This is a genomic window from Enterococcus sp. AZ188, from assembly GCF_050544075.1.
Classification (GTDB): domain Bacteria; phylum Bacillota; class Bacilli; order Lactobacillales; family Enterococcaceae; genus Enterococcus_D; species Enterococcus_D entomosocium.
This window is the reverse complement of the sequence record NZ_CP172943.1, coordinates 3147887-3172193: the sequence shown is the minus strand read 5'-3', so window position 1 is coordinate 3172193 and position 24307 is coordinate 3147887. Positions and strand designations below refer to the sequence as shown.

22 protein-coding genes and 1 other annotated feature (1 of these 23 only partly in view) are annotated in these 24307 nt (G+C 44.3%); of the genes, 16 read left to right on the top strand and 6 right to left on the bottom strand.

Going from position 1 to position 24307, the window contains the following annotated elements:
- Positions 1 to 57: a binding site (T-box leader), on the top strand (it extends 148 nt beyond the left edge of the window).
- A gap of 403 nt (positions 58 to 460) precedes the next feature.
- From hisS to IGI86_RS14540, 4 genes are all read left to right on the top strand, one after another.
- Positions 461 to 1759, top strand: a complete 1299-nt coding sequence (hisS, locus tag IGI86_RS14555) for a histidine--tRNA ligase (RefSeq protein WP_034872142.1) — start codon at positions 461 to 463, stop codon at positions 1757 to 1759.
- Positions 1760 to 1770: 11 nt separating this feature from the next.
- Positions 1771 to 3546: an aspartate--tRNA ligase gene (gene aspS, locus IGI86_RS14550; protein ID WP_430617490.1), complete on the top strand. Its 1776-nt coding sequence runs from the start codon at positions 1771 to 1773 to the stop codon at positions 3544 to 3546.
- A gap of 156 nt (positions 3547 to 3702) precedes the next feature.
- Positions 3703 to 4578, top strand: a complete 876-nt coding sequence (locus tag IGI86_RS14545) for a YitT family protein (protein WP_005233887.1) — start codon at positions 3703 to 3705, stop codon at positions 4576 to 4578.
- Between the two features lie 198 nt (positions 4579 to 4776).
- Complete coding sequence (locus tag IGI86_RS14540; RefSeq protein WP_005233891.1) at positions 4777 to 6645, top strand: acyltransferase family protein; 1869 nt, start codon at positions 4777 to 4779, stop codon at positions 6643 to 6645.
- Between the two features lie 78 nt (positions 6646 to 6723).
- Here IGI86_RS14540 and dhaL read toward each other — a convergent pair whose 3' ends face one another.
- From dhaL to IGI86_RS14520, 4 genes are all read right to left on the bottom strand, one after another.
- Complete coding sequence (gene dhaL, locus IGI86_RS14535) at positions 6724 to 7329, bottom strand: dihydroxyacetone kinase subunit DhaL (RefSeq protein ID WP_005233893.1); 606 nt, start codon at positions 7327 to 7329, stop codon at positions 6724 to 6726.
- Positions 7330 to 7343: 14 nt separating this feature from the next.
- Entirely contained in the window at positions 7344 to 8327 is a 984-nt protein-coding gene (dhaK, locus tag IGI86_RS14530; protein WP_086332694.1) for a dihydroxyacetone kinase subunit DhaK, read from the bottom strand.
- Positions 8324 to 8728: a dihydroxyacetone kinase phosphoryl donor subunit DhaM gene (gene dhaM, locus IGI86_RS14525; RefSeq protein WP_005228160.1), complete on the bottom strand. Its 405-nt coding sequence runs from the start codon at positions 8726 to 8728 to the stop codon at positions 8324 to 8326. The genes dhaK and dhaM overlap by 4 nt, the downstream gene beginning before the upstream one ends.
- A gap of 201 nt (positions 8729 to 8929) precedes the next feature.
- Positions 8930 to 11254, bottom strand: a complete 2325-nt coding sequence (locus IGI86_RS14520; protein ID WP_034878322.1) for an HAD-IC family P-type ATPase — start codon at positions 11252 to 11254, stop codon at positions 8930 to 8932.
- Positions 11255 to 11513: 259 nt separating this feature from the next.
- On the opposite strand from IGI86_RS14520, the gene queG reads away from it, so the two are divergent.
- Positions 11514 to 12689, top strand: a complete 1176-nt coding sequence (queG, locus tag IGI86_RS14515; RefSeq protein ID WP_194199217.1) for a tRNA epoxyqueuosine(34) reductase QueG — start codon at positions 11514 to 11516, stop codon at positions 12687 to 12689.
- A 38-nt stretch (positions 12690 to 12727) separates the two neighbouring features.
- Here queG and IGI86_RS14510 read toward each other — a convergent pair whose 3' ends face one another.
- Entirely contained in the window at positions 12728 to 13084 is a 357-nt protein-coding gene (locus IGI86_RS14510; RefSeq protein ID WP_430617489.1) for a hypothetical protein, read from the bottom strand.
- 165 nt (positions 13085 to 13249) lie between these two features.
- Here IGI86_RS14510 and IGI86_RS14505 point away from each other — a divergent pair, with 165 nt between their 5' ends.
- The 6 genes from IGI86_RS14505 to IGI86_RS14480 all read left to right on the top strand — a co-directional run bounded on the left by IGI86_RS14505 (position 13250) and on the right by IGI86_RS14480 (position 18640).
- Positions 13250 to 14125 carry an SPFH domain-containing protein gene (locus IGI86_RS14505; protein WP_008379560.1) on the top strand — a complete coding sequence of 292 codons (876 nt, stop codon included), beginning with the start codon at positions 13250 to 13252 and terminating at the stop codon, positions 14123 to 14125.
- Positions 14126 to 14128: 3 nt separating this feature from the next.
- Positions 14129 to 14626, top strand: coding sequence for an LURP-one-related/scramblase family protein (locus tag IGI86_RS14500; RefSeq protein ID WP_005233908.1), 498 nt, complete (start codon positions 14129 to 14131; stop codon positions 14624 to 14626).
- A gap of 19 nt (positions 14627 to 14645) precedes the next feature.
- A complete protein-coding gene (scrK, locus tag IGI86_RS14495) occupies positions 14646 to 15518 on the top strand; it encodes a fructokinase ScrK (RefSeq protein ID WP_002347415.1) in 873 nt (290 codons plus the stop codon).
- A gap of 98 nt (positions 15519 to 15616) precedes the next feature.
- The gene (locus IGI86_RS14490) at positions 15617 to 16366 is read left to right on the top strand and encodes an alpha/beta fold hydrolase (protein ID WP_008379569.1); all 750 of its coding nucleotides are present in this window, start codon (positions 15617 to 15619) and stop codon (positions 16364 to 16366) included.
- A gap of 107 nt (positions 16367 to 16473) precedes the next feature.
- Complete coding sequence (locus tag IGI86_RS14485; protein WP_430617488.1) at positions 16474 to 17436, top strand: rhodanese-related sulfurtransferase; 963 nt, start codon at positions 16474 to 16476, stop codon at positions 17434 to 17436.
- A gap of 265 nt (positions 17437 to 17701) precedes the next feature.
- Complete coding sequence (locus IGI86_RS14480) at positions 17702 to 18640, top strand: 2-dehydropantoate 2-reductase (protein WP_008379573.1); 939 nt, start codon at positions 17702 to 17704, stop codon at positions 18638 to 18640.
- A gap of 107 nt (positions 18641 to 18747) precedes the next feature.
- On the opposite strand, the gene IGI86_RS14475 is transcribed toward IGI86_RS14480, so the two are convergent.
- On the bottom strand, positions 18748 to 19536 hold the full coding sequence (locus IGI86_RS14475; protein WP_005233917.1) for a PHP domain-containing protein: 789 nt from the start codon (positions 19534 to 19536) through the stop codon (positions 18748 to 18750).
- 132 nt (positions 19537 to 19668) lie between these two features.
- Here IGI86_RS14475 and IGI86_RS14470 point away from each other — a divergent pair, with 132 nt between their 5' ends.
- The 5 genes from IGI86_RS14470 to IGI86_RS14450 all read left to right on the top strand — a co-directional run bounded on the left by IGI86_RS14470 (position 19669) and on the right by IGI86_RS14450 (position 24307).
- Positions 19669 to 20535, top strand: a complete 867-nt coding sequence (locus IGI86_RS14470) for an AraC family transcriptional regulator (protein ID WP_301389587.1) — start codon at positions 19669 to 19671, stop codon at positions 20533 to 20535.
- 234 nt (positions 20536 to 20769) lie between these two features.
- Positions 20770 to 21843 (top strand): Gfo/Idh/MocA family protein, encoded by a 1074-nt coding sequence (locus IGI86_RS14465; RefSeq protein WP_005228203.1) that lies wholly within the window; start codon positions 20770 to 20772, stop codon positions 21841 to 21843.
- Positions 21844 to 21873: 30 nt separating this feature from the next.
- On the top strand, positions 21874 to 22626 hold the full coding sequence (locus tag IGI86_RS14460; protein ID WP_430617487.1) for a sugar phosphate isomerase/epimerase family protein: 753 nt from the start codon (positions 21874 to 21876) through the stop codon (positions 22624 to 22626).
- Positions 22623 to 23342, top strand: coding sequence for a ThuA domain-containing protein (locus IGI86_RS14455; protein ID WP_074536784.1), 720 nt, complete (start codon positions 22623 to 22625; stop codon positions 23340 to 23342). Before IGI86_RS14460 ends, IGI86_RS14455 begins: the two co-directional genes overlap by 4 nt.
- Positions 23339 to 24307 carry a sugar phosphate isomerase/epimerase family protein gene (locus IGI86_RS14450; protein WP_420657141.1) on the top strand — a complete coding sequence of 323 codons (969 nt, stop codon included), beginning with the start codon at positions 23339 to 23341 and terminating at the stop codon, positions 24305 to 24307. Before IGI86_RS14455 ends, IGI86_RS14450 begins: the two co-directional genes overlap by 4 nt.

Genomic DNA, 24307 nt, shown 5'->3' with positions numbered 1-24307 from the left:
AGAAGAACATTTCTCGAATTTAGGTGGTACCGCGTGTAATCAAAACTCGCCCTTGTATAAAAAAACAAGGGCGAGTTTTTTGCTGTGAATCACTGCGACTGGTCCGCAAAGCGGAACAGAGCAGATGATGAACAGTACTAGGCGACCACAGGGAGCGTAGTAACCATACTAGGAATCACTATGACTGGTCCGCAAAGCGGAACAGAGCAGATGATGAACAGTACTAGGCGACCCTAGGGAGCGTAATAACCGTACTAGGAATCACTGGGATTGTCTTTTGGAGCAAGACAGAATAGATGATGACCAGCAGCAACCAACCACTAAAAGCGCAATAACCCAAAAGCCAAACACGAGAACAACCCACCCACATCAATGAGCAACAAGCAATAGGTGAATAAGCAAACAAGCAATGAAAGCAAAGAACATGGGCAACCATGAAACAAATAGGAGGATGCATACGATGAGTTACCAACGTCCAAAAGGAACCAACGATATTTTGCCAGGAGAATCCGAAAAATGGCAATTTGTGGAAGAAACAGCACGTTTAGTGTTTCGCGATTACCAATTCAACGAGATTCGTACACCGATTTTTGAGCACTTTGAAGTGATTGCCCGCAGTGTCGGTGACACAACGGATATCGTTTCAAAAGAAATGTATGATTTTTACGATAAAGGAGAGCGGCATGTGACGTTGCGTCCAGAAGGCACCGCACCGATCGCTCGTTCTTATGTCGAAAACAAACTATTCGGACCAGAACATACGAAGCCTTATAAAGTGTTTTACATGGGACCAATGTTCCGTTATGAACGTCCGCAAAAAGGCCGTTTGCGTCAATTCCACCAAATCGGTGTCGAAGTTTTCGGTTCAGCAAATCCAGCGACCGATGTTGAGACAATGGCGATGGCAATGGATTTTTATCGTCAATTAGGACTGAGTCAATTGCGCTTGGTCATCAATTCATTAGGTGACAAAGAGACACGCCAAAACTATCGTCAAGCGTTGATCGATTATCTAGCGCCCCATGAAGCGGAGCTTAGTGAGGATTCAAAACGCCGCTTGCATGAGAATCCTTTGCGGGTTCTTGACAGCAAAGACAAGCGAGACCAAAAATTTGTGGCAGATGCGCCATCGATCTTAGACTACTTAACGCCAGATGCCAAGGCACATTTTGAAACCGTAACGAGTATGCTGGATGCGTTGGAGATCCCTTATGAGGTCGATTCGAATATGGTGCGTGGTCTGGATTATTATACCCACACGATTTTTGAGATCATGAGTGATGCACCAAAAATGGGGGCGCAAGCCACCATCTGTGCCGGCGGTCGTTACAATCATTTAGTGGAAGAGCTAGGTGGACCAGAAACACCTGGTTTTGGTTTTGCTTTGGGGATCGAACGTTTATTGATCACTATGGAAGCCGAAGAAGTTGTGATTCCTGCTTTGAATGAGTTAGATGCGTATGTGGTTGGTCTGGGACAAGAAACCAATTTAGAAGCGCTGAAAGTCGTGCAAGCGATCCGTAATTTCGGCTTTTCTGCCGATCGTGATTTCATGGATCGTAAAGCCAAAGCCCAGTTCAAATCTGCTGATAAACAAGGGGCACGGTTGGTTCTGACTCTAGGCGAAACAGAATTAGCAGAACAAGTGATCAATATCAAATCCATGGCAAGCCGTGAAGAAAAACAATTTCCGTTAGCGGATCTTTATGCCCGCTTCGATGAGATCTACGATGAAATGACAACCAAAATGTTTGAGTGAGGAGAAAAAGAATGACAAAACGTACAGTATATTGCGGGTTAGTAAATGAGACCCATTTAAACCAGAAAGTGACACTAAAAGGCTGGGTGCAAAAGCGCCGTGACTTAGGTGGCGTGATTTTTATTGACTTACGCGACCGGGAAGGGATCGTGCAAATCGTCTTCAATCCTGAGGTTTCGAAAGAAGCCTGGGAAATCGCGGACAAATGCCGCAGCGAATATGTATTAGAAGTAACGGGTCAAGTCATCAATCGTGCACCAGAAGCCATCAATCCGAAAATGGTGACAGGTGCCTATGAAGTGATGATCAGCGAAATCACGATTTTAAACACTGCAAAAACACCAGCCTTTTTGATTGAAGATGATCAAACCGTTGGCGACGAGATTCGCATGAAATACCGTTATTTAGACTTGCGTCGTCCAAAAATGACGAACAACATCGTGATGCGGGCGAAAACGACGCAAGTGATCCGCAATTTCTTAGACACGAACGAGTTCTTGGATATCGAAACCCCTTATCTAGGAAAATCAACACCAGAGGGCGCGCGGGATTATTTGGTTCCTTCACGGATCTATCCAGGTCATTTCTATGCGTTGCCGCAATCACCACAAATTTTTAAACAGTTATTGATGGGCGCCGGCTTCGATCGCTACTATCAAATCGTACGTTGCTTCCGTGACGAAGATTTGCGGGGCGACCGTCAACCAGAATTTACCCAAGTCGATATCGAAACCTCTTTCTTGACGGCAGAAGAAATCCAAACCTATACGGAAGAGCTATTGGCAAAAGTGATGCGAGAAGTCAAAGGCATCGAAGTTACCTTGCCATTCCCACGGATGACCTATGATGAGGCAATGGGACGCTACGGCAGTGACAAACCAGATACACGGTTTGACATGGAGCTTATCGACTTATCAGAAGTTGTGAAAGACGTTGATTTTAAAGTCTTCCAAATGGCTCTTGAAAAAGGCGGCGTTGTGAAAGTCTTGAATGCCAAAGGGGCTGCAGACAAATACTCAAGAAAAGATATGGACAATCTAGGTCATTACGCTGGCCAATTTGGTGCCAAAGGATTGGCATGGGTCAAAGTTGAAGAAGATGGATTGAAAGGACCGATCGCTAAATTCTTGACGGAAGCAACCGACGCGATTATTGCAGCAGCCAATGCGGAAGTTGGCGATATTCTGATGTTTGGTGCCGATTCCTTTGAGATCGTTTCAGCGACGTTAGGTGCGATCCGTAATAAATTAGGAAAAGAATTAGGCTTGATCGACGAGAGCAAATTCAACTTCCTATGGGTTACTGACTGGCCGCAATTTGAATACGATGAAGAAGCAGGTCGCTATGTTTCTGCTCACCATCCGTTCACATTGCCAAAAGAAAGCGATCTGCCGTTGTTAACGACAGACCCTTCAAAAGTCTATGCGCAAGCCTACGATATCGTGCTAAACGGTTACGAGCTAGGTGGCGGATCATTGCGTATCCATACACGGGAAGTGCAAGAGCAAATGTTTGAAGCGCTAGGCTTCTCACGTCGCGAGATGCAAAATCAATTTGGCTTCTTATTGGATGCTTTGGATTATGGTTTCCCACCACATGGCGGCATCGCCCTTGGGTTAGACCGATTAGTCATGCTCTTGGCTGGTGAAGAAAACATTCGCGAAGTCATTGCCTTCCCTAAAAATGGGAAAGCGGCTGATCCAATGTCACAAGCGCCAAGTACCGTTTCGCCAATGCAACTGTTTGACTTGAGCATTGATGTAACAACGGTTGAAGAAAACGAATAAGCGTTAAACCCATGATGAAATGAGTGATGAAATAGAAATTGGTGAATGAATGAAAAAAGTTCATGAGAATTCACCCATTTCTTTCATTGCTCGTTTCTTTTTTTATGTGCTGAAGTATAATAAAGGCAAATCAAAAAAGTGAGGCTATGAAATGCAATGACTCCTCTGTTTAAATGGCTCCCTCATCCGGAATATGCCAACAAACTTTCATTCTCGATCGTGTACGCACTGCTGGCATCGATTGCGGTCAATTTTTTCTATCAGCCGGGCAATATTTATTCCAGCGGCATTACCGGTGTCGCTCAGATCATTACTACGATCTCAAGAGAATGGATCGGGTTTTATATCCCCTTATCCCTTGCGCTATTATTGTTGAATGTGCCATTATTTTTTCTTGGCTGGTTTAAGATCGGCCACAAATTTACGATCTTTACTGGAATCACTGTTTTATTGACATCCTTATTCGTGCAAATTTTGCCAGAAGAAACCGTCACGACGGACCCGATGATCTGTGCGATTTTCGGTGGTGCCATCAATGGAGTGGGGATCGGCTATGCCTTGAAGAATGGTCTTTCTTCCGGAGGGCTGGATTTTGTCAGCATTGCCATCCGCAAACGGACAGGGAAGACGATCGGCTCGATATCGATTTTCTTTAACATTGTTATTTTGTTCGCCGCCGGAATCTTGTTTGGCTGGCAATATGCGTTGTATAGTGCAATCGCGATTTTTGTCAGTGGAAAAGTGACGGATGCGGTCTTTACGAAGCAAAAGAAAATGCAGGTGACGATCATCACTCGCAACCCAGAAGAAGTCATTCAAACGATCCAAAAACATATGCGGCGAGGCATTACCATCATCAATGAAGCCGAAGGAGCCTACAAGCATGACAAACAAACGGTTTTGCTGACGGTAGTCACACGCTTTGAACTGCCGATGCTGCGCAGTGCTATGAAAGAAGCCGATCCAAAAGCCTTTGTTAGTATTGCGGAAAATGTCCAGATTTTGGGTCGGTTTTATGAAGAAGAACTGTAAAAAAGGAGTTGAAAAAAGTATTTCTTTATAGAAGTACTTTTTTTTCGCCAAAAATTAATTTTTTTGAAATATAGCAGATGTTGCTAGCTTTATATGGGGGATTTCTGGTAAATTATGAGAGTATGGAATCAATAGCGTTCATGCTGAAATTGTTTTTTTATGAAACAATTGGATCAATTAGAGAAAAGTGGTTGAAAAATGAATAAACGTTTAAGCACAAGCCGCTATATTACCGGGTTTGACGGCATTCGAACCTTGGCAGTCATCGGCGTTATTTTATATCATTTACTACCTACTCATATGCGAGGCGGGTATTTAGGAGTTCCAGTATTCTTTGTCGTATCAGGTTATTTAATCACTGACTTGCTGAGGCAAGAATGGGATCAAAACGGCAAAATCAAAGTCAAAGATTTTTATATTCGGCGGATGAAACGGCTCTATCCAGGAATGGTGGTGATGCTGCTTATCTCAGCAGCGTATATCACTTTGTTCCAGCGAAACCTGCTGAATAATTTGCGCGGGGTTTTTGTTAGCTCGCTGCTGTATTACAACAACTGGTGGCAGATCAATCATGGGTTATCCTATTTTGATCGGTTCGGCAATGAATCCCCCTTTACCCATCTGTGGTCACTGGCTGTGGAGGGACAGAACTATCTGATTTGGCCTTTAGTGTTTATTTTGTTGATGAAAATCGGCAAGCAGAGGCATCGCGCCTTTAAATTTACTGCCGCAGTCACGATTTTATCGGCAATTCTGTTAGCGGTCCTTTACACACCAGGCGCTGATCCGACACGGGTCTATTATGGAACAGATACGCGGCTCTTTTCGATCTGGATGGGGAGTGCCTTAGCATTCATTTGGCCAAGTACCCACTTGAAGAAAGAGATACCGCAAAAAGCCAAACGGGTCTTAAATATCTCTGGTTTTGCTTCCTTGGCTGGTCTGATCGCAGCGTTCTTTTTCTTAGATGATCATTTGACCTTTGTCTATTATGGCGGCATGTTCTTGATCAGTATCCTATGTACGATTCTTGTGGCAGTCACCGCTCATCCCGGAGCCAGTTTGAATCGTGTATTGAGTAATCCGATTTTCAGTTATATCGGCAAGCGCAGTTATGGGATCTATTTGTATCAATTTCCAGTGATGATTTTTTACGAAGCAAAAGTGGGAAATATCGGTGAGAACGTGTTGATGCACACGTTAGTGGAACTATTCTTGATCTTGTTTATCAGTGAATTGTCCTATCGGTTTATCGAAAACCCAATGCGTAAATTCCAGTACAAAGATACATTCAGAACGGTCCGCGGTTGGTTCAGTAAACCAATTTTTAGTTGGAAAAAACCGTGGTTAGTGCCCAGCTTACTCATTACCCTCGTTGCTTTGTTTGGCGTCGTGACTGCACCGACGAATTATGTCGATGCCCAGCAGCAGCAGTTGAAAGACAACATTGCTGCCAATAAAAAAGCGGCAGAGCAATCGCAAAAGAATGCGAATGCTGAAGGAAATGAAGCGGATGATGAGGCGAACACGAGTGAAGATGAAAAAAATATCATGGAAAAGTATGATTTAACAGCAGCCCAAGTGAAAAAAGCGGAATCTCTTGAAATCACGGCTTTTGGTGATTCTGTGATGCTGGATGCAACGGCTGACTTGAAAGAAGTCTTTACCCAAGCGGTAGTTGATGGGGATGTTGGGCGCCAGCTGTATGCGAGCCCTGAATTGATCAAAGACTTGAAAGAAAAAAATCTTTTGCGGGATACCGTCCTTGTGGGGCTAGGGACGAATGGTTCCTTTACAGAAGCCCAATTTGACAGTTTTATGAACGAGATCGGTGATCGCAAAGTCTACTGGATCAATGTACGGGTACCGACACAGCGTTGGCAAAATGAAGTCAATCGGATGTTGGAGCGCATGGCGGAAAAATACGACAATATGACCTTGATCGATTGGTATGATTTGAGTAATGATCAAGAGTCCTGGTTCTATGAAGATCGGGTCCATCCAAATCCAGATGGCATGGATCAATACGTGAAGCTAGTTGCCCAAACGATTTTACAAGAGGAATAAACAAGAAAAAGACAAACCTTATGCAATCATAAGGTTTGTCTTTTGTCTTAAACGGTATTTTGTAAGAGCATCGTTTTTTTAATCCTTTTCTATCACCGTTAACAAAGACTCAAATAAAATCGCACTAGAAGCCGATCCGGGATCGATATGACCGATGGCACGTTCACCAACATAAGAGGCACGGCCTTTTTTAGCCACTAGTTCTTTGGTATGCTCTTTCGCTGCTTCGATCGTGTCTTTGGTCAATTCACCTTTTTTCAAGGCTTCTGCGACAGGTTGCCACACATCGACCATCGTTTTGTCTTCAAACTCAGCTTTTCCCCGCATTTTGATACCGGTCAAGCCTTCTTCAACGATCGTACCTAATTGTTCAAAGGAGTCGATTGTTTCTAGTTCCTTCGTTGCTTTGGTCATATTCATAAACGCCGAACCATAAAGGGGACCCGAAGCTCCGCCGACTTTTGAGATCATTGCCATCGAGAAGACTTTAAAGGTATCGCTGATCGTCGTTGGCTGTTGTTTGGCATAAGCTTCTTGATAAGCGGCTACGCCGCGTGCCATATTGTTGCCATGGTCACCGTCGCCGATCGGTGTATCTAAATCGCTTAAATAGGCCTTGTTTGCTTCGATTTCTTTCGTGAAGGTATCTAACCATGCTTGCACCGTTTCTGTTGTCAATTGCATCTCTATTCGCTCCTTTACCAGGCTATTGTTGTGACGGTTTCATTTAACGCATCGGTGTGATCCGTTTCGCTGAAGTCGATCAAGGTCAGTGAAAGTCCCTGCATATCGATGGAAGTCATGAAATTGCCGACTTTATGGAAGGAGACAGGGATGTCTTTTTCTGCGAGTAATTTCGCGACATCATTGGCAAAAACGAATAACTCCATTTGCGGCGTACCACCCATACCGTTGATCAAGACACCGACTTTTTCTGGGGTCTTTTCATAATCCGCCAAGATTTTTTCCACCAACTCTTTTGCTAGTTCACGTGAGGGTTTCAGTTTTTCTCGACGGTAACCAGGTTCGCCGTGGATACCCACGCCATACTCGATCTCATCATCGGCTAAGTCAAAACCTGGTTTCCCAACTTCAGGAACTGTTGCCGCTTTTAATGCGACCCCAATGGTTTTGATCGATGCAACCAAGGCATCGCCCAGTGTTTTTAATTCACTTAAGCTGGCACCATTACGAGCAGCTGCGCCTAAAATCTTGTGGACTAAGACCGTACCGGCAACTCCTCGTTTCCCAGCAGTATAGGTGCTATTTTCAACAGCGATATCATCATCAACGACCACGATCTCCGTTGTGATCTCTTCCATTTCTGCCATATCTTTGGCCATCTCAAAGTTCAAGATATCGCCAGTATAGTTTTTGACGATCAACAAGACGCCTTGTCCTTGATCAGAATCTTGGATAGCCGTCAAAATCTGGTCGGGGGTAGGGGAGGTAAAGACATCGCCTAAAACGGCGGCGCTAAGCATCCCATCACCGACAAAGCCAGCATGGGCCGGCTCATGTCCGCTCCCACCGCCAGAAACAAGACCGACTTGTTCTTTTTGATTATTCTTAGCGATCACCCGTGAGTCGGCGACTTGATGGACCAGTTCAGGATAACTGCCTACGATACCAGCCAACATTTCTTCTACGATCATTGAGGGATCATTAATGATTTTTTTCATGCTTCATGCCATCCTTTCTCGGCTGCTTTTTTTGCTTCTGCAACGATTTGTGCCAAATCATCACTGAAACCAGCGGTGATCGCTGCAGCAAAGGCACCTTCCACTAGCGGCGCGTCGATCAGGTGATAGCGTTCTTGTTGCTGAGGTTCCAGCATGTCGTAAGCAAGTTCGGCATTCAAAACGGCACTGCCTAGATCGGCAAAGACTAAGATCAGTTCAGCATCTGCGGATTCGTTGACGGCATCCACGATTTTCGTGGCGTCAGAACCCAGCTCTCCTTCTGCTGTCCCGCCTAAAGAATAGATCGTGACTGACTCGCCATCAGCCATTTCTTCGATCATCTGTTTTAATCCTTCGGTGAGTTGCTGACTGTGAGAAACGAGTAAAATACTTTTTTTCATCCAATTTCACCAACACTTTCTGATTAAATTTGGCTGTTCAACAAGATGGCTTTTGGTAAAATGATAGCTTTCCTGTTGAAACCGCCTACAGGTTCAGTATACCAAATTTCTTCCTTCTTGTATGGTTGCACCTATGGAGAGGACAAAAAAACAGCATCGTCTTTCTGGACAAAGCAAGAAAGAGCGATGCTGCAAAATCAATTAGGATTGTTTAACGAGCATTTTGGCTGAAAAGCGCTTCGTTAGGAAAGAAAGCCCAACGTACAGACAGATATTTAATGCCATCATGCCAAGGAAATAAGGCAAGGTCACAGCGGTCAAGAAACCGACTTCCAGCAGACCGTGGAAGAGCATTGCTGCAACATAGATCCCCACGGTAGTGGTAATCGCTAAGAACAATCGCAATGGATTTAATGGCAAGCAAGCGCGAATCACAGCGATACAGCTGATCCCGATCAACAAATAGTACAACAAGGTCGTCGTATCAAATTGCGACCAACCGTAGTCGGTTTGTAAAAAGCGGATCGCAAAGTAATTGACTAACACCAACAAGGCATTTGGCAACGCATTGAGCAAGACTGTCGGCAAGTAACGACCTTTGATCGGTGCTTTGTTTTCTTCAAAGGAAAGGAAGAAAGATGGATAACCTTCAATTGCTAAGTCGATCAATGTGATTTGGATCGGCAAGAACGGAAAGGCGCTGGATGTCAGGATACAAACCAAAGAGAGCAAGAAGCTGTAAATCGTCTTGATAAAGAAGATTCCCGACGCTTTGGTCACGTTATTGACGACGCGACGTCCTTCAAATAAAACATCTGGCAACGTAGTAAAGTCAGAATCCAATAAGACAAAGTTAGCGATTTGACGAGCCGCACTGTCGCCAGCAGCCATTGCAATGCTGACGTCGGCTTCCCGTAGTGCCAACACATCGTTGACGCCATCACCCGTCATGGCAACGGTCCGTTGATTGGCTTTTAATTCTTGAACGAGTAGTTTCTTTTGTTCAGGAGTCACACGACCAAAGACCGTATAGCGTGTCGCAGCTTCTCGGACTTCTGCTTCGGTCGTTAAGGTAGAAAGATCGATGGCTTGATCGGCATTCGCTAGGCCTGCACGATGGGCGATCGCTGCGACAGCTATTGGATTATCGCCAGAGATCACTTTTAGATCGATGCCTTGATCCGCTAAGTAAGCCAAGGTTTCTTCTGCGTTTTGGCGGATGATATCGGATAAAATCAAGACAGCCACCGCTTGTGCGTTGGTTGGGTCAAAGGATGTCGGCGTTTTTGGATCAGTTTCTACGGCTAAAATCAACACCCGTAGACCAGCTTCTTGCGCTTCTATGACTTGCGGCAAGGCAGCAGAGCCGGCGACTTTTTCAGGTGCACCAAGATAGACATTTCCTAGATGTTCAAAAGCCACAGCACCCCATTTGCGCTGTGAAGAAAAGGCAGCGACGTCGATCGGCTGATGATCCGTTAGCTCAGGACAGCCTTGACGCAATGCTTGCATCGTCAAATTGTTATCCGTACTGGCTGCCAAATAATTCCCTAAGAGCATGTTAGGGTCGCTGTCGGCTTGGAGAGGAACGATCGATTCGAGAACCATATGGCCTTCCGTCAACGTCCCCGTCTTATCCAGACAAAGGGTATCGACATGCGCTAAGGTTTCAACGGCATACATGTCTTGGACCAAAATCCGTTTTTTTGCCAATTTAATGACACCTGTCGTCAAGGCGATACTGATCAGCAGGACAAGTCCTTTTGGTAACATTCCTAATAAGGCAGCGGCAGAAACGACGACGGATTCCTTGATCCCAGCATCTCGCATCATAAAGGCTTGGAAGAACAAAATCACCCCTAAAGGAACGATTACATAGCTGGTGAATTTGGATACACTACGGATCGAAGCAAGCAGCTCAGAGCGGATCGGTTTGTGGACCTTTGCCTCATTGCTTAGTTTCGCTGCGTAGTTTTCTGCACCGACATGAAGGACTGTTCCTGTCATTTCACCGCTGACGATGAAACTCCCTGAGAGTAAGGAAGCACCTGCTTCTTTGACAACCAGATCGGCTTCACCAGTCAGCATCGCTTCATTGACTTCGACTAGTCCAGAAAGCACAGTCATATCAGCGGGGATTTGGTCCCCAGCACCAAGAATAACTACGTCCTCTAAGACCAATTCTTTGGCTGAAATCTCATGGATTTGGGCATCTCGAATCACTCGTACCGTTTGCGGTGAAACAAGTGAGAGTTTTTTTACTAAATTACGCGCGTGCAATTCTTGGCTGATCCCAATGGTGATATTCACAAAAATAATCGCTAAGTAGAACATGTTGGAATAGGCGCCTACGGCAAATAAAAAAACGCCAATCAATAGATTGAGAAAATTGAATAATGTCAGTAAATTGTCTTTGATGATCGCAGCAGTTGATTTACTGGTTTTTGTTTCATAATCATTGTGCAACCCCTCTTGGGTTTTCTTGGCGACTTCTGCTGCAGTCAAGCCGGTGGGTAATTGAGTCATAAGCATCTCCATTTCATTTGTTCATTTCTTTCTAATTCCTTTATATAGTCTAGCATTCGAAAAAGGCAATGCAATCGTTGCGAGGAAAATAACGATAAAATTAATTAAAATCTTAAACAATCAACACGTGTTCTTTTAAAGAAAGAAAAAAACTGGGGGAACAAACCGCACCATCGACTTTTTTCAGGTGCTTACGTATAATAGGGGAAGAGAAAAAGCCGAGAAGCAGATGCTTAGCGGACAAAAGAGGGTAGCGAGCATGTCTTTAAAAGAAAAAATTATTGCAGAAAGCAAGCGGCTTGGCATTGACAAAATCGGGTTTGCTTCAGCGGAGCCGTTTTTGGCATTGGAGCCTTCCTTGCGGGAACAAAAATCCAAAGGTCATACGTCTGGTTTTGAGCATCCCGTGATCGAAGAGCGTATCTATCCTGAACGGACATTTGAAAATCCGCAAACGATCATTGCGATCGCTTTAGCTTATCCGACAAAAATCAAAGAGAAAGTCCCGCGGGATGAAAAACGCGGCATGTTTGCCCGTGCCTCGTGGGGCATCGATTACCATGATATTTTGCGAGAACGATTGGATCGCTTGATCGCCTTTATCAAAGAACAAGCGCAAACGATGGAAGAACAAGTCGAATGGCGTTTCGCACCGCAAGTCGATACAGGGGAATTGGTGGATGTGGCGGCAGCGCAGCGGGCGGGTCTTGGCTTTATCGGTCGTAATGGCTTGCTGATTACGGAAGAATTTGGTTCGTTTGTTTATCTAGGGGAGATCGTCACTAATATCTCTCTTGAACCAGATGAAGAAGTCCCGTTTGGTTGTGGTGATTGCATGCGTTGTGTGACGGCTTGCCCCACCAAAGCGTTATTGGGCGATGGTCGAATGAATGCCCAGCGCTGTTTGTCCTATCAAACCCAGACGAAGGGTATGATGCCAGAAGAGTACCGCAAAAAGATGCATAACGTGATTTACGGCTGCGATATTTGTCAGCTGGTCTGCCCTTATAATCGGGGGAAAGACTTCCATTTTCATCAAGAGATGGAGCCTGAAGTCGATACCGTTTATCCAAAACTGCAACCGATGCTGTCTTTATCAAACAAAGCCTTCAAAGCACAATTTGGCCATCTATCTGGCTCTTGGCGGGGGAAAAAACCTCTGCAGCGTAATGCCATCATCGCCTTAGCCAATGTGGGAGACCGCAGTGCCTTGCCAGCGATTTGGCGCTGTGCGACAGAAGACGTGCGCCCAGTGATTCGAGGAACGGCTTATTGGGCCATTGGCCAGTTGGGCGTCAAAGAACCAGAAATGTGGTTAGAGCGACTGCAACGGTGTGCAGAGTTAGAACCTGAAGAAGAGGCGCTACAAGAATTGCAGCCTGCCATCGAACGATTGCAAGCAGTCATTACCAAAAGGCAAGAAAAAGAGATATAAAAAAGCAAAACGAGCCCGTGGCCGTTTTGCTTTTTTGTTTAATCTAGTACGTCATCACTTTCAACGATTTCATCTGAATCCAGTTCAAAATCAGGTGCTGGATGCACACGCTCAGGCAGCTCCATTTCTAACTCGCCTTCTTCGGTGTATTGGTTGTCGGTATCGGCAACGTCAACTAAAATTTCTTCAGGAAGCTCTTGCTCCAACCGATAGCCTTCTGCATGACGTGCATCGAGTAATTCCAAAAGATGTTGCCACTCGTCTTTCGAGATCACTACAACGTCAATGCCATCTTTGTTTTGTACCTCTACAACAGAGGAAAGATCGGTGCCGACCGTTTTAATGATCGATTCCAACGACCATTTACTCGTTTCTAAGTCAATTTTTTGTGCCATAAGAATTACTCCTTTTTTGAGAAAAATTTTGTCCTACCTTAATTGTAACGGGAAAGTTGCAGAAAACAAAATAGCTTGATTGGGAATCGTCCCTGATATGCGCAAGAACATTTGCACAGCGGCTTTAACCAAGGTAAGATAAGAGCAAGAAGGGAAGGAATAAAAATGACAGAAAAACAGACATTTCATGTGAATGGGTATTTAGCACTGGTTGTGCTGATCGGGTTATTAGTTGGCGGCGGTTATTTGTTTTATCATGGGTTCGTAAATGAGAGCGTTCTCGAAATCGTTCTCAGTATTCTTTTATGGATCGTTTCGTTTCTTTTCCTTAGTTCGTTAACGATCGTACAACCCAACCAAGCCAAAGCGATCCTCTTTTTTGGGCAATATTTAGGAACCATTAAAGACAACGGCTTGTTTGTGACAACCCCATTAACCCAAAAAATCAATGTTTCATTGAAAGTTCGCAACTTTAACAGTTCGCTGTTGAAGGTCAATGATTCAGACGGAAACCCGATCGAGATCTCGGCAGTGGTGGTTTTTAAAGTTGTAGATACCGCTAAAGCATTGTTTGATGTCGATTATTACCAAGACTTCATTGAGATCCAAAGTGAAACAGCGATTCGTCACATTGCGACGCAATACCCTTATGACACGTTCAATGACGATGATCTGACGTTGCGAGGCAATACAAGTGAAGTCTCGGAGGAGCTGGCAAAAGAATTGCAGGAACGATTAGCTGTTGCTGGGGTCGAAGTCATAGAGACCCGCTTAAATCACCTCGCGTATGCGACTGAGATCGCTAGTGCGATGCTGCAGCGCCAACAAGCTAAAGCAATTTTATCAGCACGGCAAATCATTGTTGAAGGGGCCGTCTCCATGACACAAATGGCGTTAGAACAAATCGAAGACGGACAGGACATCAATTTCACAGACGACCGCAAAGTCCAACTGATCAATAATTTATTGGTGTCGATCATTACCGATAAAGGCACTCAGCCGGTGATCAATACGGGCGATGTCAAAGAGAAAGGAGTGTAGCATTTGAAGAAACTTTACATCAAACAGAAGGTTTTCAGCATCGGCGAAAAATTTACCGTGACCGATGACTTACAAAACCCTCGCTATTATGTCGAAGGCAGTTTTTTTAAGATCCCGAAAAGTTTTACGATCTTCAATGAGCAGCAGCGACCGATCGCGGAGATCACCAAAAAAGTGTTCAGTTTATTACCAAAATTTTTTGTGGAAGTCCACGGCCAAGAAGCGATCGTTTTAGAAAAACATTTCACATTTTTTAAAGCCCGCTATTCCATCAGTGCAGAAGGCATCGATGTGGACGGCAATTGGTGGGATATGGATTTTGTGGTCAACCGCAACGGCAAGCGGATCGCAGAGATCCACAAAAAATGGATCTCTTGGGGCGATACCTATGAAGTCGTGATCTATGAAGAAGATCTTGATGACCTGATCATTGCATTAGTGGTAGCCATCGATCGCGTCAAAGCAGATGATGCCGCAGCGTCAAGTTCAGCAAGTAGTTAGAAAAAAAGGAGCGATGTGCATGTTATACGGTTCGATTGAAGCAGGCGGCACAAAATTTGTGTGTGCCATTGGCGATGAAGAAATGACGATCAAGGAAAGAGTGAGCTTTCCGACAACGACACCTGAGGAAACAATGCCTTTAGTCATTGATTTCTTCAAACAATACCAAGCAGATTTAGCAGGGATTGGGATTGGCTCATTTGGGCCCATCGATATCCATCGCGATTCTGCCACTTATGGGTACATTACCTCAACCCCGAAATTGGCATGGCAAAATTTTGATTTCATCGGTACCATGAAAAAAGAATTTCCGATCCCTATTTCTTGGACAACAGATGTCAATGCGGCTGCCTATGGTGAGTATGTCTTCGGCAGTGGCAAAGGATTGAGTAGTGTCGTTTACTACACGATCGGTACAGGTGTTGGCGGCGGTGCCTTACAAGAAGGGCGCTTTATCGAAGGATTTAGTCATCCAGAAATGGGGCATATGCTGGTCGTCCCTCATCCAAAAGATGACTTTGCTGGCAGCTGTCCATTTCATGGCAACTGTTTAGAAGGGATGGCCGCTGGACCAGCCATCGAAAAACGCTTAGGGAAAAAAGGACAAGAGGTTGCAGAAGATGATCCTTATTGGGAGATCGAAGCCTCCTATATTGCTCAATGTGCCTACAATACAACCTTGATGTTTTCTCCAGATGTGATCATTTTTGGCGGTGGAGTGATGAAACAGCGCCATATGCTGCAAAACGTCCACGACGCATTTGCAAAATTGGTCAATGGGTATGTCGAAACGCCTGAGTTAAGCAAATATATCGTGACCCCAGCATTGGAAGACAACGCTGGAACCCTCGGTTGTTTGGCATTGGCTCGAGAAGCGGTCTTACATTCATAAATAAAAAAAGATCATACTCTTTGGGTATGGTCTTTTTTTGCAGCGTATCAGTGGCGCTTTTGGCGACTTTTTGTATACTTAAGCTGAGGTGGAAAAGAATGAAATTAGCTGTTCGAAAAAGAAAAATCGGGAATATTCCGGTCTTAGAAGTCGTACCAGAAGAAATGATTTACGAGCCGCTGCCATTGATTATTTACTATCATGGCTGGCAGACGAGTAAAGAATTAGTGTTGACACAAGGCAGAAAGTTGGCTAGAGAAGGTTTTCGGGTGGTCTTGCCAGATGCAGCCAATCATGGGGAGCGCAAGACCCAGCTATCGGAGATTCCTTCTTTAACTTTTTGGCAAAGTATCCAAACCAATCTATTTGAGTTTTCTTACTTAGTCGATTTTTTTGAAAACCTTGGTTTGGTCAACGGTCAGATCGCAGTTGGCGGTGTCTCCATGGGAGGGATGACCACGTGTGGTTTATTATGCCAGCATCCAGAAATCACAGCGGCAGCTTGTATCATGGGTTCTCCTTCCATGTTGAAATACCGTGACCGCATCCAAATGCACGCCGGCGCTGCTGGGTTCTTTGTACCCGAGGATTATGGTCAGCTTTTAAGCTGGATGGATGCTTACGATCTGTCTTCTCAACCAGAGAAATTAGGACAGCGTCCCCTTTTATTTTGGCATGGTACCCAAGATGAGAAAATTCCTTATGCTGATGTGGAAGCCTTTGTGGCAGAAAATCCAGAAGCAAATCTGCAGTTTATCTCGCGAGAAGAACGCCATCTGGTGCGTGGAGAAACGATGGATCAAGTCACAGCTTTTTTCGTGGCAGAGCTCAATAAAACCAATCCATGACACTGTTTGCTCAAAGAAAAAGATTGTGTGAAAAGGTACAAGCATAAAACTCGTTTTTTGTCACGCGATAACCTATACTGTAGGGTGCAAAAAAAGGAGGAATTGGTTTGACATACCGCGTTTTATTATTTTATAAATATACAACAATTGAAGATCCGGAAAGCTTCGCCAAGGAGCATTTAGCATTTGGAAAAGAAATTGGCATCAAGGGCCGTATTTTAGTAGCCAATGAAGGGATCAATGGCACGCTTTCTGGAACGGTTGAAGCAACAAATCGCTACATGGAAAAAATGGAAGCTGATCCCCGTTTTAAAGGGATTTTTTATAAAATCGATGAAGTAGAAGAACATGCGTTTAAAAAGCTATTCGTTCGTCCGCGCAAAGAATTGGTTTCATTGAACCTGGAAGATGACATCGATCCATTAGAAATGACTGGAAAATATTTAGATCCTAAAGCGTTCAAAGAAGCTTTGTTAGATGAAGATACCGTGGTGATCGATGCCCGTAACGATTATGAATATGACTTAGGCCATTTCCGGGGAGCCGTTCGTCCCGATATCCGCAGCTTCCGTGAGTTGCCGCAATGGATCATCGATAATAAAGAAAAATTTATGGATAAAAAAGTCGTTACTTATTGTACTGGTGGTATCCGTTGTGAAAAATTCTCAGGCTGGTTGCTGCGAGAAGGCTTTGATGATGTGGCCCAACTTCATGGTGGTATCTTTGCTTATGGGAATGACCCAGAAGTTCAAGGCGAGCTTTGGGATGGCAAAATGTACGTCTTTGATGAACGCATTAGTGTGGAAATCAATCATGTGGATAAAAAAGTTATCGGTCGCGACTGGTTTGATGGCAAACCTTGCGAGCGCTATGTAAACTGTGCCAACCCAGAATGCAATCGCCAATTTTTGACTTCTGAAGAAAATCAAGCTGCCCATTTAGGTGCCTGTAGCTATGATTGTGCCATCCACGAACACAACCGTTACGTGGAACAACATGGGATCACAGAAGCGGAAAAAGCTGAACGGCTAAAAAACTTTGCAACAAAAAATGAAACAGTCACTGCCTAAAACGACAACTGTTTCACAGGAAATAATTGAATAGAAGGGTCGCACGTGAGTCCGAAAACTGGTTTAGCTCAGTCAAGTTTTCAATCTTCCGTGCGACTTTTTGAATGGACAAAATTGGAAACGACCGTTTTTTAATTATCTGAAAAATCTAACTATTCCAATTGTTCTTTTTTCTTTCCTATCGAGAAAAAACGCAAGGCTCTCGCATATTTCACGATTTTAGAGTAAACTATACCTAATTGTGGAAGAGGAAAGAGGAATTCAGATGAAAATTGTTATTGCTGGTGCAGGTGCTATGGGCAGCCGTTTTGCTATTATGCTAAAAAGAGGCGGAAATGACGTCACGTTGATCGACGGCTGGCCGGCGCATATCGAAGCGATCCGTGAACACGGATTACGAGCGAACTTAAACGGTGAAGAGATCGCAGTCCCTTTTTCGATCTATTCGCAAAATGAGATCCCAACGACTGTACAAGCAGACTTGATCCTGGTCTTTACTAAAGCGATGCAACTGGATCAAATGATGCAAACGATCAAACCGATGATCGGAGAGCAAACGAAAGTCTTATGCTTATTAAACGGGATCGGTCATGAGGACACGATTGAAAAATATGTCAGCACGGATAAAATCTTTTTAGGAAATACCATTTGGACGGCGGACTTGATTGGTCCTGGTAATGTTCGCTTGTTTGGGGATGGTTCTGTAGAACTGCAAAATATCGAACCGGGCAAAGAAGAAGATGCCCGTCAATTAGCGGCAGTCTTGGCTGATGCTGGGTTAAATGCGTCTTATTCTGAGAACATTCGCTACTCCATCTATCGCAAAGCCTGTGTCAACGGCACACTAAATGGTTTGTGTTCGATTTTAAATGTGAATATTGCCCAATTCGGACAAACCTCAACGGCGCGTGCGATGGTCCAAACGATTGTGGAAGAATTTGCGGCAGTTGCTACCCATGAATCTGTTGAACTGGATGTATCCGAAGTAGTCCACCATATTGAGGAAACCTATGATCCAGAAGGCATCGGAATGCACTATCCATCCATGTATCAAGATTTGATCAATAATCATCGCAAAACCGAGATCGATTATATCAATGGCGCAATCTCACGAAAAGGCCGCAAGTACCAAGTGCCAACGCCTTATTGTGACTTTTTGACTCAAATGATCCATGCCAAGGAAGATATTTTAGCAGCAGAGTAACCTAAGTAAATATGGTCTTAGAATGAAAAAACGGCGTATCCTTTTAGGGTTCGCCGTTTTTGGTTCATTTATTGAAAATGTGTTGTAGAGTGCATTCAAAGGTGACGCTATTTAGCAGGCAGATCCGCCATAAACCGTTCACTACCTTGAAAGACCGCTAATTGATTGACACCAAAGGAACGCAGCAGATCGCTCATCGCTGCAAAATCTAACCGATAATCACTGGCTTTATGGGCATCAGAGCCGAGGGTGAACAAGTTACCCCCGACACTTTGATACAGCGGGATAGCATATTGGTAAAGGTGGGCATTTTGATAAGGGCCAAAGCTCTTAGCGTTGATTTCCATCGCTAAGTCACGGGCAACGATTTTTTTGAAGATCGTCGTTAACTCTGTTTCAAAATGGGCGGCCAATTCCTCAGCTGTAAATTGGAAACGACGCAAGCCATAATCAAAGTGGGTCACGATATGCCCGTCTGGAAACGAGTCCAACACGTGGGCCATTTGGTCAAAGTATTGTTTGGCGACTGCAAATTTGTCCTTCGTCAACACGGCATCGTCCATATAATCAAAGGTACCGTTTTGATGGATACTGATCAATTTCAAGTCATAAGGATGGCTTTCAAGATAGCGCAAGATTTCTTGTTCTTGACCAGGCACGACACCAATCTCGATGCCTTTTAAGAGTTTCGTCGCTGTGGTCTCTTGCAGCTTCTGGTGGGTTTTTACTAGTAATTCATAGTCAGGAATATCATCACGGAATCCCGAATAGGGGTTCTTCAAATCGAAATGATCTGTCGCAACGAAGTAGGCAGGCTGGTAAGCTAGATAATTCTCAAACTGTTCATCTGAATCAAAAGACAAAAATGTATGCAGATGTTGATCATAATAATTCATAAACAAGACTCCTTTTCTTGAATACGATACCACAAAAAAGCAGAAGAAACTATGATTGGCTGAGAAAAGGTTTTCTCTTGGGCAATTTTTCGCTTATAATAAATAAGAATAGAGCGAAGGAGTCGGTCAGCCATGAGTATGTATCTTGAAATTCCTGAATTTGAAAGTGAATTTCGTTTTCGAACGTTTCTAAATGATGGTTTGACCATCGTTTATCCCCATGTCCATAAAGAAATCGAGATCATTTACGCTAAGCGCGGCACGGTGAATATTGGTGTTGACGATACGATTATTGAGTTGAAAGAAGGGGATCTATATCTTTTTTCCAGCGGGCAGCCCCACTACTTTCTTGCATCACCTGAGAGTGAACGCTATGTCTATCAATTTGATATGCAGCTTTTTGAAGAGCCGCTGCTGCGAGAAAATGAAGTATCCTTGATGACACTCTTTGAAGAAGGGGAGCCCCACAGCAAAAATTGGCCAGCGAGTTTTACGGAAAAAATAACAGGTCTCTTGATCGAGTTGTATCAGTTGGAAGAGGAAAATGTTGTTGGGAAGCGTTATTTGACTCTCGGGCTGCTTTACCAGTTGATCGGGGAGTGCTATCAAAGCTTGCCAAAGCGAAAACGAGCCGTCAATCCACTAAAACGAACGGCCGCACAATATAAAGAAACCTTGCAGCGTCTGAATGATGTCTTTGAGTACATCGAATCCCATTACCAAGAAGTCTTGACAATGGAGGACACCGCAAGACATGTAGGGTTTAGTCCCCATTATTTCACGCGTTTCTTTAAAACCAATACTGGCAAGACCTTCATGCAGTTTTTGACGGAATACCGCATCAATCAAGCCAAATTTATCTTGGCAAATGAAAAGATCCCGATGGCGGAAGTCGCTGAAAAAGCAGGCTTTGCCAGTGTCAAAACATTTCATCATGTCTTTAAGGAAGCTGTTGGTCAATCACCGTTGCAGTACCAGAAACAATTGAATCAAAATTGATAGAAACAGCCGATGAGCCTTTGCTTGTCGACTGTTTTTTTGTTGATCTGGCACTATTTTTTTCTCGATAGTGTTTTTTTAAGCGCTTTGCATAAATTGTGGAGTGGTTCTTTTTGTTAAAGTTTCATAAGATAATTTTCGGGAATTTTTTCAATGGAAACTGGGAAGAACTGCTTTCGATGTTTCGCTATAATGAGGGGGTAGAAAATAATAAGCGTTTTCAGGAGGAAAGATATGACAGTTAAAGTTGGAATTATTGGGTGCGGTGGGATCGCAAACGGCAAGCACATGCCTGCCTTGTCTCAAGTAGAGGAAGTAGAAATGGTTGCCTTTTGTGATCTGCTGGTTGAACGTGCAGTTGAAGCGAAATCAGCATTTGGGACCGAAGATGCTCAAGTATTCAGCGATTATCAAGAAATGTTGGCACAAGCTGATCTAGATGTGATCCATGTGTGTACACCAAACGCCTCACATGCTGAGTTGACGATTGCTGCACTAGAAGCGGATTGTCATGTCATGTGTGAAAAACCAATGGCAAAAACAGCGGCAGAAGCCAAAGCAATGATCGAAGCAGCCAACCGAACAGGAAAAAAACTCACGATCGGCTACCAAAACCGTTTTAGAAAAGATTCTCGTTATCTTCATGAAGTGTGCGCCGAAGGACAATTAGGAAACATTTATTTTGGGAAAGCTCATGCGATCCGTCGTCGGGCTGTGCCAACTTGGGGTGTTTTCCTTGATGAAGAGGCGCAAGGCGGCGGTCCTTTGATCGATATCGGTACCCACGCATTGGATCTGACCTTATGGATGATGAACAATTACAAACCAAAATTTGTTGTCGGAAAAGCGTATCATGAGTTGTCGCAAACCAAAAATGCCGCAAATGCTTGGGGCCCTTGGGACCCAGAGAAATTCTCAGTAGAAGATTCGGCCTTTGGTTTTGTGGTCATGGAAGATGGCGCAACGATTTTCTTAGAAGCCAGCTGGGCGCTCAACAGCTTGGATGTGAAAGAAGCCAAAACGACACTGATGGGTAGCAAAGCCGGTGCGGATATGAACAACGGTTTGACCATCAATGGGGAAGACCACAGCTTGCTGTATGAAAAAAATATCGAACTTGAAACAGGCGGCGTTGATTTTTATGAAGGAAACGGGGAGACGCCAGAAATTTTAGAAGCACAATCGTGGATCCATGCGATCATCAACGATACCGAACCAGTGGTCAAACCTGAAGAAGCAATGGTCGTGACGGAGATTCTAGAAGCGATCTACAAATCATCGCAAACCGGTGAGCCAGTCTACCTATAAGAACTGCTGGAAGAAAAGGAGCGAGCACAAATGACAAAACCGAAAATCGCTTTACAGCTTTGGAGTATTCAAGAGGACTGCAAGACAAATCTTTTTGATGCGTTGAAAACAGTAAAACAAAACGGCTATGACGGTGTTGAATTTGCCGGTTATCATGGACACAGCGCTGTTCAGATCAAAGAAATGCTGGAGCAGTTGGATTTGGCGGTCGCGGCTTCCCATATCCCGTTTGAAGCATTGCAAGATCGTTTTGAAGAAACCGTCGCTTTTGAAAAAACGATTGGCAATCAACGGATCGTGATTCCGTATGCCAGGTTTGATTCTTTGGAAAAATGGCAAGCCTTTGCTGCGGAGCTGACCCAGATCACCCAAAAATTGCAGGCAGAAGGGCTGACTTGCTACTACCACAACCATGCCCATGAATTTACTGAAGTTGCTGGAAAATCCATGATCGATGAACTGATCAAAGACAATCCGCAACTGCGTTTGGAAGCCGACCTTTACTGGTTAGCCTTTGCAAACGTGGCTATTTTACCTTGGCTAAAGGAACGCGAAACGAAGGTCGGCTTGGTTCATATCAAAGATATGCAAGAGCAGCCGCAGGAAAGCACCGAGATCGGCAATGGGATTTTACCAATTAAGTCGTATGTAGAAGCAGCTAAAGCATTAGAACTACCATGGCTGATCGTCGAGCAGGAAGCGTTTCAAAAATTCGCTCCTTTAGAAGCCAGCGGGATTGATTATCTGCAATTAAAAGACATCGTAGAGGAGGTCTACCAATGATCCATGTTACGGTATGGAACGAGTTTCGTCATGAAAAAACGAATGAGACCGTCCAAAAAATGTATCCAGAAGGAATCCATGGTCAAATTGCCAAGTTTTTAGCAGAGGATGATTTTCAAGTACGAACGGCGACCCTTGATGAACCAGAACATGGGTTGACGGAGCAAGTATTGGCTGACACGGATGTGTTGGTTTGGTGGGGCCATATGGCGCATGAAGAAGTCGATGATGCTATCGTTGCTCGTGTGCAGCAGCGTGTATGGGAAGGAATGGGACTGATCGTCTTGCATTCTGGCCACTTTTCGAAAATCTTTAAAACGTTGATGGGAACGTCGTGCGATTTGAAATGGCGGGTAGACGATCAGCATGCGCGGATCTGGAATGTTAATCCAAGCCACCCAATCGCTGAAGGAGTCGGCGAATGGATCGAACTAGAGCAAGAGGAAATGTATGGCGAGCACTTTGATATTCCAGCGCCGGATGAATTGATCTTTGTCAGCTGGTTCCCTGGTGGTGAAGTTTTCCGCAGCGGCTGTACATTCCGCCGTGGGAATGGCAAAATCTTCTATTTCCAGCCTGGTCATGAGACATTCCCAAGCTATTACAATCCCAAAGTGCAAAAAGTGATCCAAAATGCGGCTCGCTGGTGTGCACCAACAGAAAATCGTTACCCAACATATGGGCATTTTCAAGCAATTGAGGAGGAAAGAAAATGAAATTAGGTGTTTTTACCCCGTTATTCAATCAACTTAGCTTTGAAGAAATGATCGATGAAGTAGCGAAAAAAGGGCTCCAAACCGTTGAGATCGGTACCGGTGGTTCTCCCGGCAATGCCCACTTAGACATTGACCGTTTACTAGCAAGTGAAGCAGAGCGAAAAGAATACTTAGCGAAATTAGCTGATAAAGGATTGGAAATCTCAGCTTTGAGCTGTCACAACAACCCAATCTCTCCATTAAAAGCAGAAGCGCAAGAATCTGATGAACTTTTGCGCAAAACCATCAAATTAGCCAGCTTAATGAATGTACCTGTTGTGAACGGATTTTCAGGCGTTTCAGGCGGAAATGCAACAGATACACAAGTCAACTGGCCAGTATTGCCATGGCCGACGGAATACGATGACAATTATAATTATCAATGGGAACAAAAACTGATTCCTTATTGGAAAGGCATCAACACGGAAGCGGAAGCGGCTGGTGTTAAAATTGGGATCGAACTTCATGGCGGCTTTTTGGCACATACCCCTTATACGATGTTGAAACTGCGGGATGCTGCGGGTAAAGCTATCGGCTGTAACTTGGATCCAAGTCATTTATGGTGGCAAGGGATCGACCCAGTGGCAGCGGTCAAAATCTTAGGGGAAGCCGATGCGATCCATCACTTCCATGCCAAAGATACGTATTTGGACCAAGACAATATCAACATGCATGGCTTGACGGACATGCAGCCATATAGCAATGTCAAAACCCGAGCTTGGACCTTCCGTTCAGTCGGTTGCGGCCACAGCTTACAAGTCTGGTCAGATATTATTTCTGCACTTAGAATTTATGGGTATGATTATGTCTTGAGTATTGAGCATGAAGATCCAATCATGTCCATTGATGAAGGATTGAATCGTGCCATCAGCAACTTGAAGACGATTATGATCCGTGAAGAAGCTTCATCCATGTGGTGGGCATAA

What these genes read in the sequence shown, in the direction of transcription:
- IGI86_RS14490 (WP_008379569.1), top strand. Translation starts at nt 15,617, where the DNA reads ATGAAATTAGCTGTTCGAAAAAGAAAAATCGGGAATATTCCGGTCTTA.
- IGI86_RS14475 (WP_005233917.1), bottom strand. Translation starts at nt 19,536, where the DNA reads ATGAATTATTATGATCAACATCTGCATACATTTTTGTCTTTTGATTCA.
- IGI86_RS14450 (WP_420657141.1), top strand. Translation starts at nt 23,339, where the DNA reads ATGAAATTAGGTGTTTTTACCCCGTTATTCAATCAACTTAGCTTTGAA.
- IGI86_RS14455 (WP_074536784.1), top strand. Translation starts at nt 22,623, where the DNA reads ATGATCCATGTTACGGTATGGAACGAGTTTCGTCATGAAAAAACGAAT.
- dhaM (WP_005228160.1), bottom strand. Translation starts at nt 8,728, where the DNA reads ATGAAAAAAAGTATTTTACTCGTTTCTCACAGTCAGCAACTCACCGAA.
- IGI86_RS14520 (WP_034878322.1), bottom strand. Translation starts at nt 11,254, where the DNA reads ATGACTCAATTACCCACCGGCTTGACTGCAGCAGAAGTCGCCAAGAAA.
- IGI86_RS14465 (WP_005228203.1), top strand. Translation starts at nt 20,770, where the DNA reads ATGACAGTTAAAGTTGGAATTATTGGGTGCGGTGGGATCGCAAACGGC.
- dhaK (WP_086332694.1), bottom strand. Translation starts at nt 8,327, where the DNA reads ATGAAAAAAATCATTAATGATCCCTCAATGATCGTAGAAGAAATGTTG.
- IGI86_RS14510 (WP_430617489.1), bottom strand. Translation starts at nt 13,084, where the DNA reads ATGGCACAAAAAATTGACTTAGAAACGAGTAAATGGTCGTTGGAATCG.
- IGI86_RS14460 (WP_430617487.1), top strand. Translation starts at nt 21,874, where the DNA reads ATGACAAAACCGAAAATCGCTTTACAGCTTTGGAGTATTCAAGAGGAC.
- scrK (WP_002347415.1), top strand. Translation starts at nt 14,646, where the DNA reads ATGTTATACGGTTCGATTGAAGCAGGCGGCACAAAATTTGTGTGTGCC.
- IGI86_RS14470 (WP_301389587.1), top strand. Translation starts at nt 19,669, where the DNA reads ATGAGTATGTATCTTGAAATTCCTGAATTTGAAAGTGAATTTCGTTTT.
- aspS (WP_430617490.1), top strand. Translation starts at nt 1,771, where the DNA reads ATGACAAAACGTACAGTATATTGCGGGTTAGTAAATGAGACCCATTTA.
- dhaL (WP_005233893.1), bottom strand. Translation starts at nt 7,329, where the DNA reads ATGCAATTGACAACAGAAACGGTGCAAGCATGGTTAGATACCTTCACG.
- hisS (WP_034872142.1), top strand. Translation starts at nt 461, where the DNA reads ATGAGTTACCAACGTCCAAAAGGAACCAACGATATTTTGCCAGGAGAA.
- IGI86_RS14480 (WP_008379573.1), top strand. Translation starts at nt 17,702, where the DNA reads ATGAAAATTGTTATTGCTGGTGCAGGTGCTATGGGCAGCCGTTTTGCT.
- IGI86_RS14545 (WP_005233887.1), top strand. Translation starts at nt 3,703, where the DNA reads ATGACTCCTCTGTTTAAATGGCTCCCTCATCCGGAATATGCCAACAAA.
- queG (WP_194199217.1), top strand. Translation starts at nt 11,514, where the DNA reads ATGTCTTTAAAAGAAAAAATTATTGCAGAAAGCAAGCGGCTTGGCATT.
- IGI86_RS14540 (WP_005233891.1), top strand. Translation starts at nt 4,777, where the DNA reads ATGAATAAACGTTTAAGCACAAGCCGCTATATTACCGGGTTTGACGGC.
- IGI86_RS14505 (WP_008379560.1), top strand. Translation starts at nt 13,250, where the DNA reads ATGACAGAAAAACAGACATTTCATGTGAATGGGTATTTAGCACTGGTT.